1 protein-coding gene is annotated in these 19583 nt (G+C 48.0%); it reads left to right on the top strand.

Annotated features, from left to right (window positions below):
* The first annotated feature begins 65 nt into the window (after positions 1-65).
* Positions 66-19529, top strand: coding sequence for a tyrocidine non-ribosomal peptide synthetase TycC (gene tycC / locus HP399_RS16470; protein ID WP_173617629.1), 19464 nt, complete (start codon positions 66-68; stop codon positions 19527-19529).
* Positions 19530-19583 lie beyond the last annotated feature (54 nt).

The raw sequence follows: 19583 nt of genomic DNA, 5'->3' as shown, positions 1-19583 counted from the left end.
GGGACATTTCGCTTTTATTGGAGGAACCCTCTTTAAATCGATAAATCACAGAGTTGAGGTGCAGAATGAATAAGCAGGAAAATATTGCGAAAATTTATCCGTTAACCCCATTGCAAGAGGGTATGTTGTTTCATGCTGTCAAAGATACAGACAGCAGCGCCTACTGCCTCCAGATGTCCGCAAAGCTCCAAGGTGATTTTCACCTGCCTATTTTTGAAGAGAGCATGAACAAGCTCGTAGAGAACTATGAGGTTTTGCGAACTGTGTTTGTATATCAAAACCTGCAGCGACCTCGACAGGTTGTTTTTAAAGAGAGAAAAGCTACCGTTCATTTCGAAAACATTGCTCATTTACCTATAGATGATCAGAACGATTACATAAAAGCGTATACCAACCAGCATCATACGTTTGAGCTGACGAAAGACGTCTTGATGAAAGGAGCCATTTTCCAAACGGGGGAGAACCAGTATCAATTCGTTTGGGCATTCCACCATATCATCGTCGACGGTTGGTCGTTGGGCGTATTGCTTCATAAGCTGCTCGCGTACTATGCCGCCATTCGTAAGGGCGAGGCGGTTCCGCGGGAAGCAACCAAACCATACAGCGAATATATCAAATGGCTGGATAAGCAAAACAAAGAAGAAGCACTTACTTATTGGCAGAACTACCTGGAAGGCTATGACCATCAGTCTGATTTCCCTAAAAAGAAGAATGTAGCGGAAGATGGCAATTATGTACATGTGGAGAATCTTTTCACGGTCGCACCTGAGAAGACTCAGCAGCTGATGCAGATTGCCAATCAGAATCAGGCTACGATGAGCAGTGTGTTTCAATCTCTTTGGGGAATTTTGGCGAGCAAGTACAAAAATTCGGATGATGTGGTATTCGGTTCTGTTGTGTCAGGTCGTCCGCCAGGGATCCAGGGGATTGAGAGCATGGTTGGATTGTTCATTAACACGATCCCAACCCGCGTGCAAACGAACAGAAAACAAACCTTCAGTGGGCTGCTAAAAACTGTTCAGAAGCAAGCCTTGGCTTCTGCTTCTTATGATTTCGCTCCGCTGTACGAAATTCAGAGCAAGACGGTACTGAAACAGGAGTTAATCGATCATTTGGTGACGTATGAAAACTACCCGGATCAAGCTTCGAATGATCGGAAGGATTCCTTAGGCTTTCAATTCAATGTGGAAAATGGGGAAGAACAGACTTCCTATGATTTTAACGTTGTGGTAGCAGTCGCACCTTCGAATGAGATGTATGTGAAGTTGAGCTATAATGCATCGGTTTATGAGGAATCATTCATGAACCGAGTAGAAGGGCACTTGAAAACGATCATTGAGCAGGTCATTCACAATCCGAATGTACTGCTTGAAGATATCGGAATCATCACGGATGAAGAAAAACAGCAATTGCTGGTAGCGTATAACGACACGACCGCCGATTATCCACGCGATAAAATGATTTTCGAGCTGATCGCGGAGCAAGCAAGACAGACACCTTCGAAAGTTGCGGTTGTTTGCGGGGAAGATCGCCTTACTTACCAGGAGCTTCAGGAGCGTTCCAACCAGTTGGCCAGAGCTCTGCGTGGGAAAGGAATTACCCAAGGCAGTTTCGTCTCCATTATGGCAGAGCATTCACTCGAGCTGATCGTGGCTATTATGGCAGTTCTAAAATCAGGCGGTGCCTATTTGCCGATTGATCCCGAGTATCCGATAGAGAGAATTCAGTATTTACTGGATGACAGTCAGACCACGATACTCTTGACTCAGTCTCATCTTCAGGAAAAAGTCGAGTTTGAAGGCGACATTCTCTACCTAGACAATCCTTCCTTGTTTGAAGGAGATAGTACAGATCTTGACACAGCATGCACTCCGGACGATTTGGCGTACATGATCTATACTTCCGGGTCCACGGGGAATCCAAAAGGCGCGATGATTACCCACCGAGGTCTAGTCAATTACATTTGGTGGGCGAACAAGGAGTATGTCCAAGGGGAAGCTGTAGACTTTCCGCTGTACTCTTCCATTTCGTTTGATTTGACTGTCACCTCGATCTTCACGCCGCTTCTATCAGGCAATACGATCTATGTCTACAGAGGAACAGATAAGGTACAGGTCATTTTAGACATCATCCAAGATAATCAAGTGGGCATCATCAAGCTGACGCCAACACATTTGAAGCTGATTGAAGAAATAGATGGAACAAACAGCAGCATCCGACGGTTTATTGTCGGTGGTGAAAACTTGCCAACCCAATTGGCGAAGAGAATCTATGAGAACTTCGGACAGAATGTCAAGATTTTCAATGAGTATGGACCTACCGAAACGGTTGTGGGCTGCATGATTTATTTGTATGACCCGAAAAAACCGATCCAAGAATCGGTACCAATCGGAGTCCCTGCAGACAACGTCCAGCTTTATTTACTCGATTCCTCTATGCAGCCGATACCCGTTGGCTCCATTGGCGAGATGTATATATCCGGAGATGGCGTAGCCAAGGGATATTTCAATAGACCAGAGCTGACCCAGGAAAAGTTCATCGAAAATCCGTTCCGCCCGGGGACCAAAATGTATCGAACAGGCGATCTGGCGAAATGGCTCCCAGATGGCAATATGGAATATTTGGGAAGAATCGACCATCAAGTCAAAATTCGTGGGCATCGGATTGAGATGGGCGAAATTGAGACGCGTTTGACGCAGCATGAATGGATCAAGGAAGCCGTCGTCATCGCTGAAAAGGATGACAGTGGTCAAAATGTGCTCTATGCCTACATCGTTTCCGAGCAGGAGTTGACCGTGTCGGAATTGAGAGAGCATCTGGGAAGTACACTTCCTTCCTACATGATCCCGTCCTTCTTTGTCCGTTTGGAGGAAATTCCGCTGACAGCCAATGGAAAAGTAGAGCGGAAGAAATTGCCGAAGCCTGACGGTGCAGTTGTAACGGGAACAGCGTTCGTCGCTCCTCAGAATGAAACGGAAACAAAATTGGCTGAGATTTGGCAGCAGGTACTGGGAGTTAGCCGTGTAGGCGTTCACGATCATTTCTTTGATTTGGGCGGACATTCACTGAAGGCTATGACAGTCATCTTTCAAGTCTCTAAAGCGTTGGAAGTGGATTTGCCAGTAAAGGCACTGTTCGAGAATCCGACCGTATCCCAGCTCGCTGCTTTTATCTCGAAATCGGGGAAAAGCAAGTACACAGCCATTCAACCGGTTGAGGGAAAAGAATTTTATCCCGTATCTTCTGCTCAAAAAAGAATGTACATCCTTCAGCAATTTGAAGGAAGTGGCATCAGTTATAACATTTCGGGAGCAATGTTGCTGGAAGGAAAGCTGGATTACAATCGTTTTGCTAGCACGGTCCAACGACTGGCGGAGCGGCACGAAGCCTTGCGCACCTCCTTCCACCGTATCGATGGTGAGCCTGTACAGAAAGTGGATGATGAGGTAGAAGTACCAATCCTGATGCTGAAGTCTACGGAAGACAAGGCGGAGCAGATCATGCGCGATTTTGTCCGTCCATTTGACCTCGGAATCGCTCCGTTGATTCGAACAGGCTTGGTCAAGTTAGGCAAAGACCGTCATTTGTTCCTGCTAGACATGCACCATATCATCTCGGACGGTGTTTCGTCCCAAATTTTACTGAGTGAATTTGCCAAGTTGTACCAAGGGGAAGCCTTGCAGCCTCTTTCTCTCCAATACAAGGATTTCGCTGCTTGGCAAAATGAGCTGTTCCAGACGGACGTGTACAAGAAGCAGGAGCTCCACTGGTTAAATACGTTTGCTGATGAAATACCTTTGCTGAATCTGCCGACTGATTATTCGCGTCCAACCATTCAAAGCTTTGAAGGGGATCTTGTTCTTTTTGACACAGGAAAAGAATTGGTCGAGCGTTTGCGCAAGGTAGCAGCAGATACTGGTACAACCCTGTATATGGTCTTGCTCGCGGCTTACCATGTACTGCTGTCCAAGTATTCCGGCCAAGAGGATATCATTGTCGGTACGCCTGTCGCTGGCCGTTCTCATGCCGATGTGGAAAACATCATGGGGATCTTCGTGAATACGTTGGCGATGAGAAATCATCCTACGAGCGACAAAACCTTTACCCAATTCTTGCAAGAAGTGAAACAAAATGCGCTGGCGGCCTATGACAATCAGGATTATCCATTTGAAGAGCTGGTGGAAAAGCTGGCGATTCAACGTGACATTAGCCGAAATCCATTGTTTGACACCATGTTTTCTTTGGAAAATGCGAATCAGCAGACGCTGGAAATCGAGCAGCTTACAGCAGCTCCGTATGAGATATTTAACAAAATTTCAAAGTTCGATCTTGCTTTGAATGCGAGTGAATCGCAGTCCGACATTCAATTCCAATTCGCATTTGGAACGAAGCTGTTCAAGAAGGAAACCATCCAAAGAATGGCCCATCATTATCTGGAAATTCTGCGTACCATTAGTGCACAAACGAATGCCAAGTTAGCAGAAATCGACATGATGACGGAAGCAGAAAAACGTGCTCTCATTCTGAACGTCAACGATACTTTTGTCGAACGTTCCGCTGATCAGATATTGCATCAATTGTTTGAAGAGCAAGTATTGCTGACGCCAGATCAAGTTGCAGTAGCCTATGACGGATACACCTTGACCTATCGCCAGTTGAACGCCCGGGCTAATCAAGTAGCTCGTTTGCTGCGGAGCAAAGAAACTCAACCAGATACGATGATCGGAATTATGGTAGACCGTTCTATCGGGATGGTCGTGAGCATGTTGGCCGTGTTAAAAGCAGGTGGTGCGTATACGCCAATTGATCCTACCTACCCGCCTGAAAGAATCCAATACATGCTCAGCGACAGCAAAGCTCCGATTCTACTGACACAGCGTCATTTGAAAGAGACAGTAGAGTATGCAGGAGAAATCATCGACGTAGACGATGAAGCGATTTATACAGGTGACGACACCAATCTTGACAATATCTCTGGCAAGGATGACTTGGCTTATGTCATCTATACATCTGGTTCGACCGGAAATCCCAAAGGGGTTATGATCGCGCATCAAGCGATTTGCAATCACATGCATTGGATGAAGAATGCCTTCCCACTGACTACAGAGGATGCTGTCTTGCAAAAAACGCCGTTTTCCTTCGATGCTTCCGTATGGGAATTTTATTTGCCACTGATCACGGGAGGACGCCTGGTACTGGCAAAGCCAGACGGACATCGCGACATCGAGTACATGACTCGCATGATCAGAGAAGAGAAGATCACGACTTTACAGATGGTTCCTTCCTTGCTGGACCTGATCATGACCGAACCGGGATGGAGCTCTTGCACGAGCTTGCAACGCGTTTTCTGCGGTGGAGAAGCATTGGCACCTGCACTTGTTTCACGCTTTTACCAGACGCAAACGGCACAGTTGATTAACCTCTATGGCCCTACAGAATCCACGATTGATGCGACATACTGGATTTGCCCTCGTTTGCCGGAGTATGGCGTGATTCCCATTGGCAAACCGATTGATAACGTCCGTTTGTACGTCGTAAATGCGAGCAACCAGCTCCAGCCTGTAGGGGTTGCAGGAGAACTGTGCATTGCTGGCGATGGTTTGGCCCGCGGCTACTGGAATCGTGAAGAACTGACAACAGCCAGCTTTATTGACAATCCGTTTGAACCGGGTAGTAGGATGTACCGAACTGGAGACATGGTCAGGTACCTAGCCTGCGGCAACGTGGAATATCTCGGACGCATCGACCATCAGGTCAAAATCAGAGGCCACCGGATCGAACTGGGTGAGATCGAAGCAAGGCTATTGCAGCATGAATGGATAAAAACGGCCATTGTCCTTGCCCGTCCAGATGAAAAAGGGCAAAACAACTTGTACGCCTATATCGTTGCCGATCAGGATATCAAGACAGCCGACCTGAGAGCTTACATGGGTTCCCATTTGCCATCTTATATGATTCCTTCTTATTTTGTTTATTTGGAGAAGCTGCCGCTCACGGCAAATGGCAAGGTAGATCGCAAAGCATTGCCTCAACCTGAGGGAGCATCCTCATCTGAAACCGTGTATGTAGCGCCACGCAATGAAGTGGAAGCTACGCTCGCAGACATTTGGCAAAGTGTACTTGGCGTGAACCAAATCGGGGTCCACGATCATTTCTTCGAGTTGGGTGGACACTCCTTGAAGGCGATGAACGTCATCTCTTTGATCCATCGCACCCTTCAAGTAGATGTGCCGTTGAAAACACTGTTTGAATCGCCTACGATCGCTGACTTGTCGGCATACATCGCTACTGCGAGCAAAGGCAAGTATACGACGATTGAACCTGTCCAAAAGCAGGAGTATTACTCGGTGTCTTCTGCACAAAAGAGAATGTTTATTCTCCGACAAATGGAAGGTGCAGACATCAGCTACAACATGCCGGGTATCCTGTACATCGATGGCAAGCTAGATACAGAACGTTTGCAGCAAGCGCTCAAGCGTCTGGTGAGACGCCATGAATCTCTGCGTACCTCGTTCCACTCCATGAAAGGAGAGACTGTTCAGCGCGTACATGAAGATGTCGAGCTGGAAATCTCGTTGATGGAGTCAACAGAGGGAGAGCTCAAACAAATCGTCGAGCAATTTATTCAACCGTTCGATTTGGAAAAAGCTCCACTGATTCGCGCTGGACTGGTCAAACTGGCTCCGGAACGCCATCTTTTCATGCTGGATTTGCACCATATTGTGGTGGATGGTGTATCGATTGGCATTCTTGTTCAAGAGCTTGCTCAGCTTTATCACGGGGAAGAGCTGCCAGAACTGAGCATTCAGTACAAGGACTTTGCCCAATGGCAGAATCAATGGTTCGAGACGGAAGCGTTTGCTGCTCAGGAAGCCTATTGGATCGATACCTTTACGGGAGAAATTCCTGTATTGAATCTTGCAACGGATTATCCGAGACCTTCTGTGAAAAGCTTCGAGGGTGAGCGATTTGTTTTCAGCTCTGGTGCCCTTTTGAAAAAAGAATTGAATCGACTTGCTCATGGTACAGGAGCTACGCTCTACATGGTTCTGCTGGCTGCCTACAATGTACTTCTCTCCAAATACTCTGGACAAGAGGACATTATTGTTGGTGCACCTACTGCTGGCAGGTCCCATGCAGAAACGGATTCGATCATCGGTATGTTTGTCAATACACTGGCATTGCGAAACGAGCCTGTGGGGGGTAAGTCCTTCCTTAGCTTTTTAGCAGAAGTGAAAAACAATACGCTGAAAGCCTTTGATAATCAGGATTATCCACTTGATGAGCTGATCGATAAGCTGAACATTCAACGGGATTTGAGCCGTAATCCTTTGTTTGACACCGTATTTATCTTGCAAAATATGGATCAGAAGCCGTTCGAAATGGAGCAATTGACGTTTACACCCTATATGGCAGACATGAATCAGGCCAAGTTTGATCTGTCATTAGAGGCGTACGAAGAAGATGAGGAGATCATCTTTAGCCTTGATTACTGCACCAAATTGTTTACAAGAGAGACGATTGAAAAAATAGCGGCACATTTCATCCGAATCCTTCATGCCGTTATTGAGCAACAAGCTATTACCTTGTCGGAAATCACTATGCTGTCCGATGAAGAAAAGCATCGCTTGTTAGTAGAATTCAACCAGACGCATAAGGAATATCCACAGAACACGACACTTCATGAGCTATTTGAGGAGCAAGTGGAAAAAACACCACAGGTTGCTGCTGTTGTAATCGGCGATAAGCAGATGTCCTATCACGAACTGAATGAGCGAGCAAACCAGCTTGCGGTTACCTTGCGTGAACGGGGAGTAAAGGCTAACCAATTCGTAGGAATCATGGCAAACCGTTCTGTAGAAATGGTTGTGGGAATCATGGCCATTTTGAAAGCAGGTGGAGCCTACGTGCCTATCGATCCCGAATATCCGGGCGATCGTGTGGCCTACATGCTGGAGGATTGCGAAGCCCGTCTGGTGCTTACCCAAAAACATCTTGGAGCTAAGCTGGCTTCTAGTATGAGCGTGGAATGCCTGTATCTGGAGGAGGAGAAGAACTATTCTCCCAACCGTTCGAATCTCGAGCTGATTCAAACCGCTTCCGATTTGGCTTATGTCATCTACACATCAGGGACAACAGGCAAGCCAAAAGGCGTAATGATTGAGCATCGTGGTATTGTCAACAGCGTGTTGTGGAAGAAAGAGGAGTATCAGTTTAGCGTCCAAGATAGAAGTCTGGTGCCCTTATCCTTTGCGTTTGATGCCTTTGTTCTTTCCTTCTTTACTCCGATCCTTTCCGGTTCAACCGTCGTCTTGGCGGAGGATGAAGAAGCCAAAGACCCTGTATCTCTCAGAAACCTCATTGCAGCTGCGAGATGCACCCAAATGACATGCGTGCCAAGTTTGTTCCAAGCGATATTGGAGTGCGGCACTGCTGCGGATATCAGCTCCCTGCAAACCGTCACACTTGGGGGCGAAAAAGTATCAGCTCAGCTCGTTGAGAAGAGCAATCAGCAGAATCTGCAATTGGTCATCGTCAATGAATACGGTCCGACAGAAAGCAGTGTCGTCGCTACTTGGCAGCGAATTTCGCAACTGGATTCTGCGATAACGATCGGACGTCCCATTGCCAACACCAGCATCTATATCGTGGACAAATTCCATCAGCTACAGCCAATCGGCGTTGTCGGGGAAATTTGCATCGGTGGCCACGGTTTGGCACGTGGATATTGGAACAAGCCGGAACTCACAGCAGAGAAGTTTGTTTCTCATCCCTATTCGGAAGGCGAGCGCATGTACAAGACTGGCGATCTAGGAAAGTGGCTCCCTGACGGAACGATTGAATTTGTCGGTCGCTTGGATGAACAGGTAAAAGTAAGGGGATATCGGATTGAAATCGGCGAGATTGAGTCGGTTATGCTCTCCTTTGAAAAGCTGACTGCAGCTGTCGTGATTATCCATGAGGACCAACAGGGCCAATCGTCGCTTGCTGCTTATTACACGGCGGAAGAAAAGCTTGAAGTCTCGAATCTGTGGTCGTATTTGTCGCAAAGCTTGCCGTCATACATGATTCCTGCGTACCTGGTCCAGCTCGATCTTCTCCCGCTTACGCCTAATGGAAAGATCGACAGGAAAGCCTTGCCGAAACCAGAAGGCAGACCTGTAACGGGAGCAGAATATGTGGCGCCAGCAAGTCCTGTGGAAAACAGGCTGGTAGAGATTTGGGAACGTGTGCTTGGGGTAAACGACATCGGTGTTCTCGACAACTTCTTCCAGCTAGGTGGGCATTCCTTGAAAGCCATGTCGCTCGCCGCACAGATCCATCGAGAGTATCAAGTCGAGATTCCACTCAGAGTACTCTTTGCGACGCCTACCATCCAGGCGTTGGCACAGTATATCGAGACAAGTGGAAAAGACACACATGTACCGATTCAGCCTGTGCCGCGGCAAGCGTATTATCCCGTTTCTTCTGCACAAAAGAGGATGTTTGTCCTGCGCCAGTTTGAAGGCACTGGAACAGTCTATAACATGCCAAGCGTGATGTATATCGTGGGCGAACTGGATCATGCACGCTTTGAAACCGCGATACATGGGCTAGTCAAGCGACACGAATCGTTGCGGACATCCTTCCACACAGTGAATGGCGAGCCTGTTCAGCGTGTACATGAGGTGGTCGAACTGGATGTGCGCTATGAGGCTGTGACGGAAGAGCAAGTCGAGCAAACCATCGAATCATTTGTGCAAGCATTTGATCTGGAGAAGGCTCCGTTGTTGAGAGTCGGACTCTTCAGCTTGGGGGAGAAGCGACATCTCTTCCTGATGGATATGCATCACATCATTTCGGATGGCGTCTCTGTCGGAATCATCATGGAAGAATTCTCCAAGCTATATCGAAACGAGTATTTGCCAGAGCTGGCTGTTCAATACAAAGATTTTGCTGTCTGGCAAACGGATCTGTTCCAAACAGACATTTATACAAAGCACGAGAACTACTGGTTGAATTCCTTCGCGGGTGACATTCCGGTACTGAATCTGCCCGCCGATTATTCTCGCCCGCTGGTTCAAAGCTTTGAGGGAGATTGCATTTCGTTCCAAACAGACAAAACGTTGATGGACGATTTATACAAACTCGCTCAGGAGAACCAAACCACGCTGTTTATGGTCTTGCTGGCGGCTTACAATGTGCTCCTATCTAAATACAGCGGCCAAGAAGACATCGTAGTGGGAACGCCGATTGCTGGTAGATCTCATGCGGATGTAGAAAAAATCTTGGGGATGTTTGTCAATACATTGGCTTTGCGAAACTACCCCGATGGAACGAAATCGTTCCAGGCATTTTTGGAAGATGTCAAACAGAATACGCTGCACGCATACGCCCACCAGGATTATCCGTTTGAAGCACTGGTCGAAAAACTGGAAATTCAGAGGGATCTCAGCAGAAATCCACTGTTTGACACCATGTTTATTTTGCAAAACCTGGACAAAAAAGCTTATGAGCTGGATGGGCTGAAATTTGAAGCCTACTCCGGAGATGGGCAGCAAGGCAACGCCAAGTTCGATCTCACACTGGAAGCGCATGAAGATGAGACAGGAATTCATTTTGGTCTCGTTTACTCCACGAAATTGTTCCAAAGAGACACGATGGAAAGAATGGCAGGGCATTTCCTCCAGGTGCTACGAGGAGTCATTGCAGACCAAACAGCGGCGTTGCGTGAAATCAACTTGCTCGGTGAGGAAGAAAAACACATCGTAACTGTTGCATTCAACAATACGTTTGCCGCGTATCCACGCGAAAGCACGATTCAGGAGCTGTTCGAGGAGCAAGTGGAAAGAACGCCCGAGCATACTGCAGTTGTGATGAACGAACAGATGCTGACGTATCGGGAGCTGAACCAAAAAGCGAATCAGATCGCAAGTGCTCTTCGCCGATTGGAAGTAGGAAGAGACAGCGTTGTAGGTATGTTGGCAGATCGTTCTCTCGAGATGATCACAGGCATTATGGGGATCATCAAAGCGGGAGGCGCCTACCTGGGGATTGATCCAGAGCATCCATCCGAGCGTATTTCTTACATGCTCGAAGATGGCGGCGTGAAGGTTGTCCTTGTTCAAAGACATCTGTTGCATCTCGTCGAAGAAGGTCTCATTCCAATCGTTTTGGAAGACGAGAGCCTGGAGCAAGAGGATGCCAGCAATCTGACCAACCACAATGACGCCAAGGACTTGGCCTATGTGATGTACACGTCAGGTTCAACGGGCAAACCAAAAGGAGTCATGGTCGGGCATCGTAATGTCACCCGATTGGTGAAACATACGAACTACGTTCAGGTACGTGAAGAAGATCGCATGATTCAAACGGGCGCTATTGGCTTCGACGCCATGACGTTCGAGATTTTCGGAGCTCTGTTGCATGGTGCTAGCTTGTTCCTGGTTAGTAAGGATGTTCTGTTAGATGCGGAGAGGCTGGGCAGCTTCCTGCGAGAGAATCGGATTACAACGATGTGGTTAACTTCACCACTGTTTAACCAGCTTTCGCAAGACAACCCAGCGATGTTTGATGGCTTGCGTGCGTTAATCGTCGGTGGCGAAGCACTGTCGCCGAGACACATCAACAAAGTTAACAGCGCCCATCCCGCTCTGGAAATTTGGAACGGATACGGCCCGACAGAAAACACAACCTTCTCTACATGCTATTTGATTGAGAAGGAATTCGAAGACAATATTCCGATTGGGAAGCCGATCACGAACTCCACTGCTTATATCGTGGATCGCTACAATCAGCCGCAGCCAATTGGGGTGCCGGGTGAATTGTGCGTAGGTGGAGACGGGGTAGCCAGAGGCTATTTGAACAAGCCAGAATTGACTGCCGAGATGTTTGTTCCGAATCCGTTTGTTTCTGGTGAAAACATGTACCGCACAGGGGATTTGGCGAGATGGAAGGCGGATGGAATGATTGAGTATTTGGGACGTATCGACCAACAGGTAAAGATCAGAGGCTATCGGATCGAGCTTGGGGAAATCGAGACCGTTCTCACCAATCTAGAAAAGGTAAAAGAAGCTGTCGTTACGGTAATGGATGATACGAACGGTCAAAAAGCTCTCTGCGCTTATTTTGTTCCAGAAACGGAACTCGACGCAGCAGAGTTGAGAGAAGCGATTTCCAAAGAATTGCCTAGCTACATGGTGCCATCCTTCTATGTCCAAATGGATAAGCTGCCTTTGACTGCAAACGGAAAGCTCGATCGCAGAGCATTGCCTGAACCAACTGGTAATCGGGTTCAAAGCTCCACATATGTCGCCCCACAAAGCGCGACTGAGACGAAGCTGGCTGAAATTTGGCAAGAGGTACTGGGTATTCATGCGATAGGTATTCACGACAACTTCTTTGAACTGGGCGGACATTCCCTGAAGGCTATGAATGTGATCACGCAGGTGCACAAAGCATTTCAGGTAGAGCTTCCGTTAAAAGCACTGTTTGAATCTCCTACGATCCATGAACTCGCTGCCTATATCAGCTCGAGTGAGATTGAACAGTTCGAGACCATTCAACCAGTAGAGCAAGCAGACGTTTACCCAGTCTCGTTTGCTCAAAAAAGAATGTACATCCTGCATGAGTTTGAAGGAAGCGGGATCAGCTACAACGTGCCGAATGTGCTGATAATAGATGGCCATCTGGATTACGAACGCTTTGAATATGCGATCCGAACGCTGGTAAAACGACATGAATCCTTGCGAACATCCTTCCATTCGAAAAATGGGCAACCAGTGCAACGAGTACATGAGGATGTCACGCTGCTCATCGGTATTTCCGAGGCGACAGAAGACCAAGTAGAGCAACGCATTCAGGAGTTGGTCCAGCCGTTTGATCTGGAAGTGGCTCCGCTGTTCCGGGTTGACTTGATCAAACTGGGGGCAGAACGACATTTGTTCTTCATGGATATGCACCACATTATCTCGGATGGGGTATCGCTTGCAGTCATCGCCAAGGAGTTTGCGAGCTTGTACGAAGAAAAGCAGCTCCCTGACATGCGCATCCAGTACAAAGATTTTGCTGCTTGGCAAACGAAGCTGTCCCAGTCTGAGCGTTTCCAAAAACAGGAGGATTATTGGACGAATGTCTTCGCAGGGGAGATCCCGTTACTCAATCTGCCAAATGACTTCCCAAGACCTACTGTTCAAAGCTTCGAAGGCGACACAGTAGCGATCGGTACAGGAAATCAAATGCTTGCGGAGTTGCGGCAACTCGCTGCAAATACGGGCTCAACACTGTTCATGGTGCTTTTGGCAGCCTACAATGTACTGCTGTCCAAATATGCAGGACAGGAAGAAATCGTAGTCGGCACACCGATTGCAGGTCGATCCCACGCAGATGTGGAACGAATCGTCGGCATGTTCGTCAACACGCTTGCCTTGAAAAATGTGGCAGGGGGCAACCTGACTTTCCGCGAGTTTTTGGGTGACGTGAGACAAAATGCGCTACATGCGTTTGAACATCAGGATTATCCGTTTGAACATCTCGTAGATAAGCTGCAAGTGCGGCGCGATTTAAGCCGAAATCCGCTGTTTGATACAATGTTCAGTCTGGGGCTTGCGGACTCATCTGCCTTAGAAATTGCAGGACTCAACATGTCCGCATATCCGGTAGATGGCAAGATCGCGAAATTCGATATCGCTCTGGATGCGATGGAACAACAGGATGAGCTTCTCGTGCAGTTCAGCTATTGCACGAAGTTGTTTGCCAAAGAATCGATCGATCGCCTGGCAACTCATTACGTCAATCTTCTAAAGACGATCATTGCCAATCCAGATTGCAAGCTGGCAGAGATCAGTGTCTTGTCAAAAGATGAGATGGGGCAAATGCTGCATGATTTCAATGCAACAAAAGCCGCTTATCCAACGAATAAAACGTTCCAGGAGCTATTCGAAGAGCAGGTCGAAAAAACACCGAACCAGGTAGCTGTCATCTTCGAGGATAAGCAGCTAACGTATCGAGAATTAAATGAAAAAGCAAACCAGCTCGCACGTGTTTTGCGCCAAAAGGGAGTCAAGCCAGAGAGCACTGTCGGCATCATGGTAGACCGTTCGTTGCACATGGTAGTAGGGACGCTCGGTATTTTGAAAGCCGGCGGCGCCTACGTTCCGATTGATCCAGACTATCCATTGGAGCGTCAAGCATTCATTTTGGAAGATAGCGATGCGAAGCTGTTCCTTACCTTGCAAAAGTTGAATACGCAGCTTGCATTCCCTCACGAAACTCTCTATCTGGAAGCAGAGGGGCTGTACCAAGGAGAAGCGAGCAATCTGGAGCCTGTGGCACTGCCGGAACACGCCGCTTACATCATTTATACTTCCGGTACGACTGGCAAGCCAAAAGGGGTCGTGATCGAGCACCGGAGCTATGCGAATGTCGCGTTTGCATGGCAGGATGAGTATTACTTGGATACCTTCCCGGTTCGCTTGCTGCAAATGGCGAGCTTCGCCTTCGACGTATCGACTGGCGATTTTGCCAGAGCATTGCTCACAGGAGGGCAGCTGGTAATTTGCCCGAATGAGGTCAAAATGGACCCTGCGTCCTTGTACGAAATCATCAAGCGGTATGAAATTACGATTTTCGAAGCGACACCAGCTTTGATTATGCCGTTGATGCATTACATTTACGAAAACCAGCTCGATATCAGTCAGATGAAGCTCCTGATTCTCGGGGCAGACAGTTGTCCAGCAGAAGACTTCAAGACCTTGCTCGCGAGATTCAGCCAGACGTTGCGCATCGTTAATAGTTATGGCGTAACAGAGGCGTGCATCGATTCCAGCTATTACGAAGAAACAGATGTTTCATCCATTCGCTCGGGAACGGTACCAATCGGAAAACCGCTACCGAATATGCAGATGTATGTGATGGATCAACAATTGAATCTTCAGCCTGTTGGAGTCGTGGGTGAGCTGTGCATCGGGGGAGCAGGGGTCGCTCGCGGTTATTTGAACAGACCTGAGCTGACACTGGAGAAGTTCGTACCGAATCCATTCGCTCCAGATGAGCTGCTGTATCGTACGGGTGATCTGGCGAAGTGGCGCGCGGATGGTAATGTGGAATTCCTGGGTCGTAACGATCATCAAGTGAAAATCAGGGGTGTCCGTATCGAGCTGGGCGAAATCGAGACACAGCTACGCAAGCTGGACGGAATCTTGGAAGCAGTCGTCATGGCAAGAGAGGATCACAGACAAGAAAAGTATTTATGCGCGTACATGGTGGCAGACCATGAGATCGACACTGCACAATTACGCCAGGAATTGCTAAAAGAATTACCTCAAGCGATGATTCCATCGTATTTCGTATCTCTTGAAGCGCTGCCGCTTACCGCAAATGGGAAGATCGATAGACGTTCCTTGCCGGCGCCTGATGTATCCATGCTTAGAACGACGGAGTACGTAGCACCTCAAACGGAATTGGAAGCACGACTGGCCCGCGTATGGGAGCAAGTGCTGAATATGGAGCAAGTAGGGATTCTGGATGATTTCTTTGCAATTGGCGGTCACTCCCTGCGTGCGATGAGTGTGATTTCGAGCATGCATAACGAATATCAAGTCGATATTCCGCTTCGTGTTTTGTTCGAAAAACCGACGATTCAACAGTTGGCTACACACATCGAAGAGACAGCAAGAGGATATGTCATTTCGATTCAACCAGCACCTGCGCAAGAGTATTATCCTGTTTCATCGGCTCAAAAGCGCATGTATATCCTCCATCAATTTGAGGGAGTCGGCATCAGCTACAATATGCCTTCGACCATGCTGATCGAAGGGAAGCTGGAACCGGAACGATTAGAGACAGCGTTCAAGCAATTGATAGAGCGACATGAGAGTCTTCGTACGTCTTTTGCCGTTGTAAATGGAGAGCCTGTTCAAAAGGTTCACGAGGAAGTTTCTTTTGAACTTTCGTATACAACGATCACAGAAGACCAAGCACAAGAGGTCCTTTCAACCCTCGTTCAACCATTCGATCTGGGGGTAGCGCCGTTGCTTCGCGTCCGTCTTTTGCATATCGGAGAAGATCGTCATGTCCTCTTTACCGACATGCATCATAGCATTTCCGACGGTGTATCTTCTGGTATTCTCCTGTCTGACTTAGTGCAGCTGTACCAAGGGGATGTTTTGCCAGATCTACGAATTCAGTACAAGGACTTCTCCGTATGGCAACAGGAGCTTTTCCAATCCGATGCCTTCAACAAGCAAGAAGAGTACTGGGCTCAAGTGTTTGCAGACGAAATTCCAGTGCTAAACCTGCAAACAGATTTCACCCGACCAAGCATTCAAAATTTCGCAGGGGATCAGTATACCATCGGAACCGGTAAACAACTCATGGAAGGCTTGAACCAGCTGGCTCGAGAAACGGGAACGACACTGTACATGGTGCTTCTCGCGACGTACAACGTACTGCTTTCCAAGTATTCCGGGCAAGAGGACATCATTGTCGGCTCACCGATTACGGGTAGATCCCATGCTGATCTGGAGCCAATCGTCGGTATGTTTGTAAACACATTGGCGATGAGAAACAAGCCGTATGCTGGGAAAACATTTACCGAGTTGTTGCTGGAAGTCAAGCAGAATGCACTGGACGCTTACGTTCATCAGGATTATCCGTTTGAGGAACTGGTGGAAAAACTGGACATTCCGCGAGACTTAAGCAGAAACCCGCTCTTCGACACGATGTTTACTGTGCAGAACAACACGAATGAGTCCATCGACCTGATCGGCTTGACACTTGCTCCTTTCATGACTGATCAGGCTGGCAACCATTCCAAATTTGATTTGACGCTGATTGCCACAGAAGAGCGTGAAGAGATCAGCATTGGCGTGGAGTACAGCACAAGCTTGTTTACGCGAGAAACGATTGAACGGTTAAGCAACCACTTCATGGCTATTGCACAAATCGTTGTGCAAAATCCGCATATCCGATTGCGTGAGATCGACATGCTCGCGACGGAGGAGAAGCAGCAAATTTTCGAGAAGTTCAATGATACAGCTGTCAGCTATGTACAAGACAAAACGATGCATCAATTATTCGAAGAGCAAGTATCGAAGACGCCAGATCAGGAAGCCATTCTCTTTAACGGTCAGTCACTGACGTACAGTGAGCTCAATGAGCGAGCCAACAGATTGGCAAGAGTTCTGCGCACCAAAGGAATTGGACCTGATCGTCTTGTAGCAGTCATGGCGGAGCGTTCACCAGAGATGATCGTTGGCATCCTTGGTATTTTAAAGGCAGGCGGTGCGTATGTTCCGATCGACCCGGCGTATCCGCAAGAACGCATTCAGTACTTGCTTGCGGACAGCAACGCAGCACTGCTTCTCTGCCAATCTCATCTGTCAGAACTATTGTCTAGCGTGTCGAGCGGGCTTGACTGGCTTGATCTGAACGCAGAGCATGACATCGGGATGGATGGCTCCAATCTCGCATCACTCAATCAACCGACCGATCTCGCCTATGTGATCTATACATCGGGTACGACCGGTAAGCCGAAGGGCGTCATGATTTCCCATCAGGGAATCGTCAATTGCTTGCAGTGGAGAAGAGATGAGTATGGATTCGGATCGGGAGACAAGGCGTTACAGGTATTCTCTTTTGCCTTCGATGGGTTTGTAGCCAGCTTGTTCGCTCCGCTTCTCGGAGGTGCTACTTGCGTCTTGCCGAGAGAGGAAGAAGCCAAAGATCCGGTAGCGCTGAAAAAGCTGATTGTCTCAACGGAAGTCACACATTATTACGGTGTACCGAGTCTATTCCAAGCGATTCTCGATTGCTCGACTGCTGCAGATTTCTCTCCTCTGCGTTGCGTAACATTGGGAGGCGAGAAACTACCTCCGCAACTTGTGCAAAAAACGAAAGAAAAGCATCCAGCAATCGAGATCAACAATGAATACGGTCCAACCGAAAACAGCGTCGTCACCACCATCTCTCGTTCGATTGAAGTAGGTCAAGACATCACGATTGGGCGACCGCTAGCCAATGTACAGGTTTACATCGTAGATACACAACATCATTTGCAACCGATCGGCGTAGTGGGAGAGCTATGCATCGGAGGACCCGGACTTGCAAGAGGCTATTTGAACAAACCAGATCTCACACAAGAAAAGTTCGTTCCAAATCCGTTTGTGCCAGGAGAGCTCATGTATAAAACGGGTGACTTGGTGAAATGGCGGACAGATGGCACGATCGATTACATCGGTCGGGCTGACGAACAGGTGAAGGTGCGAGGGTACCGCATCGAGATCGGGGAAATCGAAAGCACCATACTCGCTTACGATGGCATCGATCAAGCAGTGGTAGTTGTGCAAGAGGACGAACTAACGGCCGGACAGTTCCTATGCGCCTATCTCGTCCCAGCAGCAGAAGTATCTGTTTCCGAGCTGAGAAGGCATCTGGTGAAGGAACTGCCTGCTTACATGGTTCCAAGCTATTTTGTTCAGTTGGATCAACTGCCGCTTTCGGCCAATGGAAAAGTGGATCGCAAAGCGTTGCCGAAGCCACAGCCATCGGATGCGACCACACGTGAGTTCGTGGCACCAAGAACTGCGACCGAGCATCAATTGGCTGCCATTTGGCAGGAAGTTTTGGGGATCGAACCGATCGGTATCACTGACCATTTCTTTGAAATGGGTGGACATTCATTGAAAGCAACGCTGCTGGTTGCAAAGGTGTATGAGTACATGCAGATTGAACTGCCGTTGAACCTCATCTTCCAGCATCCAACCATTGAGAAGGTAGCGGATTTCATCACGAACAAGAACTTCGAGGGCAACTCCGGCAGAGCCATTCTCTTAAATGAAGAGTCGGCGAGAAAGGTATTCTGCTTTACGCCAATTGGTGCCCAGAGTGTCTATTATCAGAAGCTTGCTGATGAAATCAAAGGCGTTTCCCTGCATAGCTTTGATTTCATCGAAGAAGACAATCGACTTGAGCAGTACATCGAAGCCATCGTCGCGATTGATCCAAAAGGACCCTATACGCTCATGGGATATTCATCGGGAGGCAACCTGGCGTTTGATGTTGCAAAAGAACTGGAGAATCAAGGATATGTCGTGACCGACCTCATCTTGTTCGATTCGTACTGGAAAGACAAGGTGATGGAGAGGACTCTGGTGGAAACAGAGAGTGACATTGCCCAGTTATTTGCCGAAATTGGAGAAAACATCGAGATGTTCAACATGACACAAGAAGACTTCAATTTGTACGCTGCCAATGAATTCGTCAAGCAGAGCTTCATTCGAAAAACGGTCAGCTACGTCATGCACCACAATCAACTGATCAATACGGGTGCGACGACTGCAGCGATCCATCTCATTCAATCAGAGCTGGAATCGGGCGAGGAAGATCTAGTCGCAGTCAAATGGAATGAAGCCGCTTGGGCACAGGCTACGAAACGACTGATGACGTACGAAGGGTACGGAATCCACTCCAGAATGTTGGGAGGAAATTACGTGTCGATGAATGCCTCCATCCTCCGAGACATCCTGCAAGAGCTGTTCATTCTGAAATAAGATCGCGGCTTTGTGATGATTCCCCTTGGGAACACGTTTTCCAAGGGGAGATCA

The organism is Brevibacillus sp. DP1.3A (genome assembly GCF_013284245.2).
Taxonomy (GTDB): domain Bacteria; phylum Bacillota; class Bacilli; order Brevibacillales; family Brevibacillaceae; genus Brevibacillus.
The sequence above is the reverse complement of the archived record's forward strand: the minus strand, read 5'-3'. Positions and strand labels throughout refer to the sequence as shown.

Excerpts from the sequence above, each read along its gene's own strand:
- tycC (WP_173617629.1), top strand. The coding sequence starts at position 66 with ATGAATAAGCAGGAAAATATTGCGAAAATTTATCCGTTAACCCCATTG.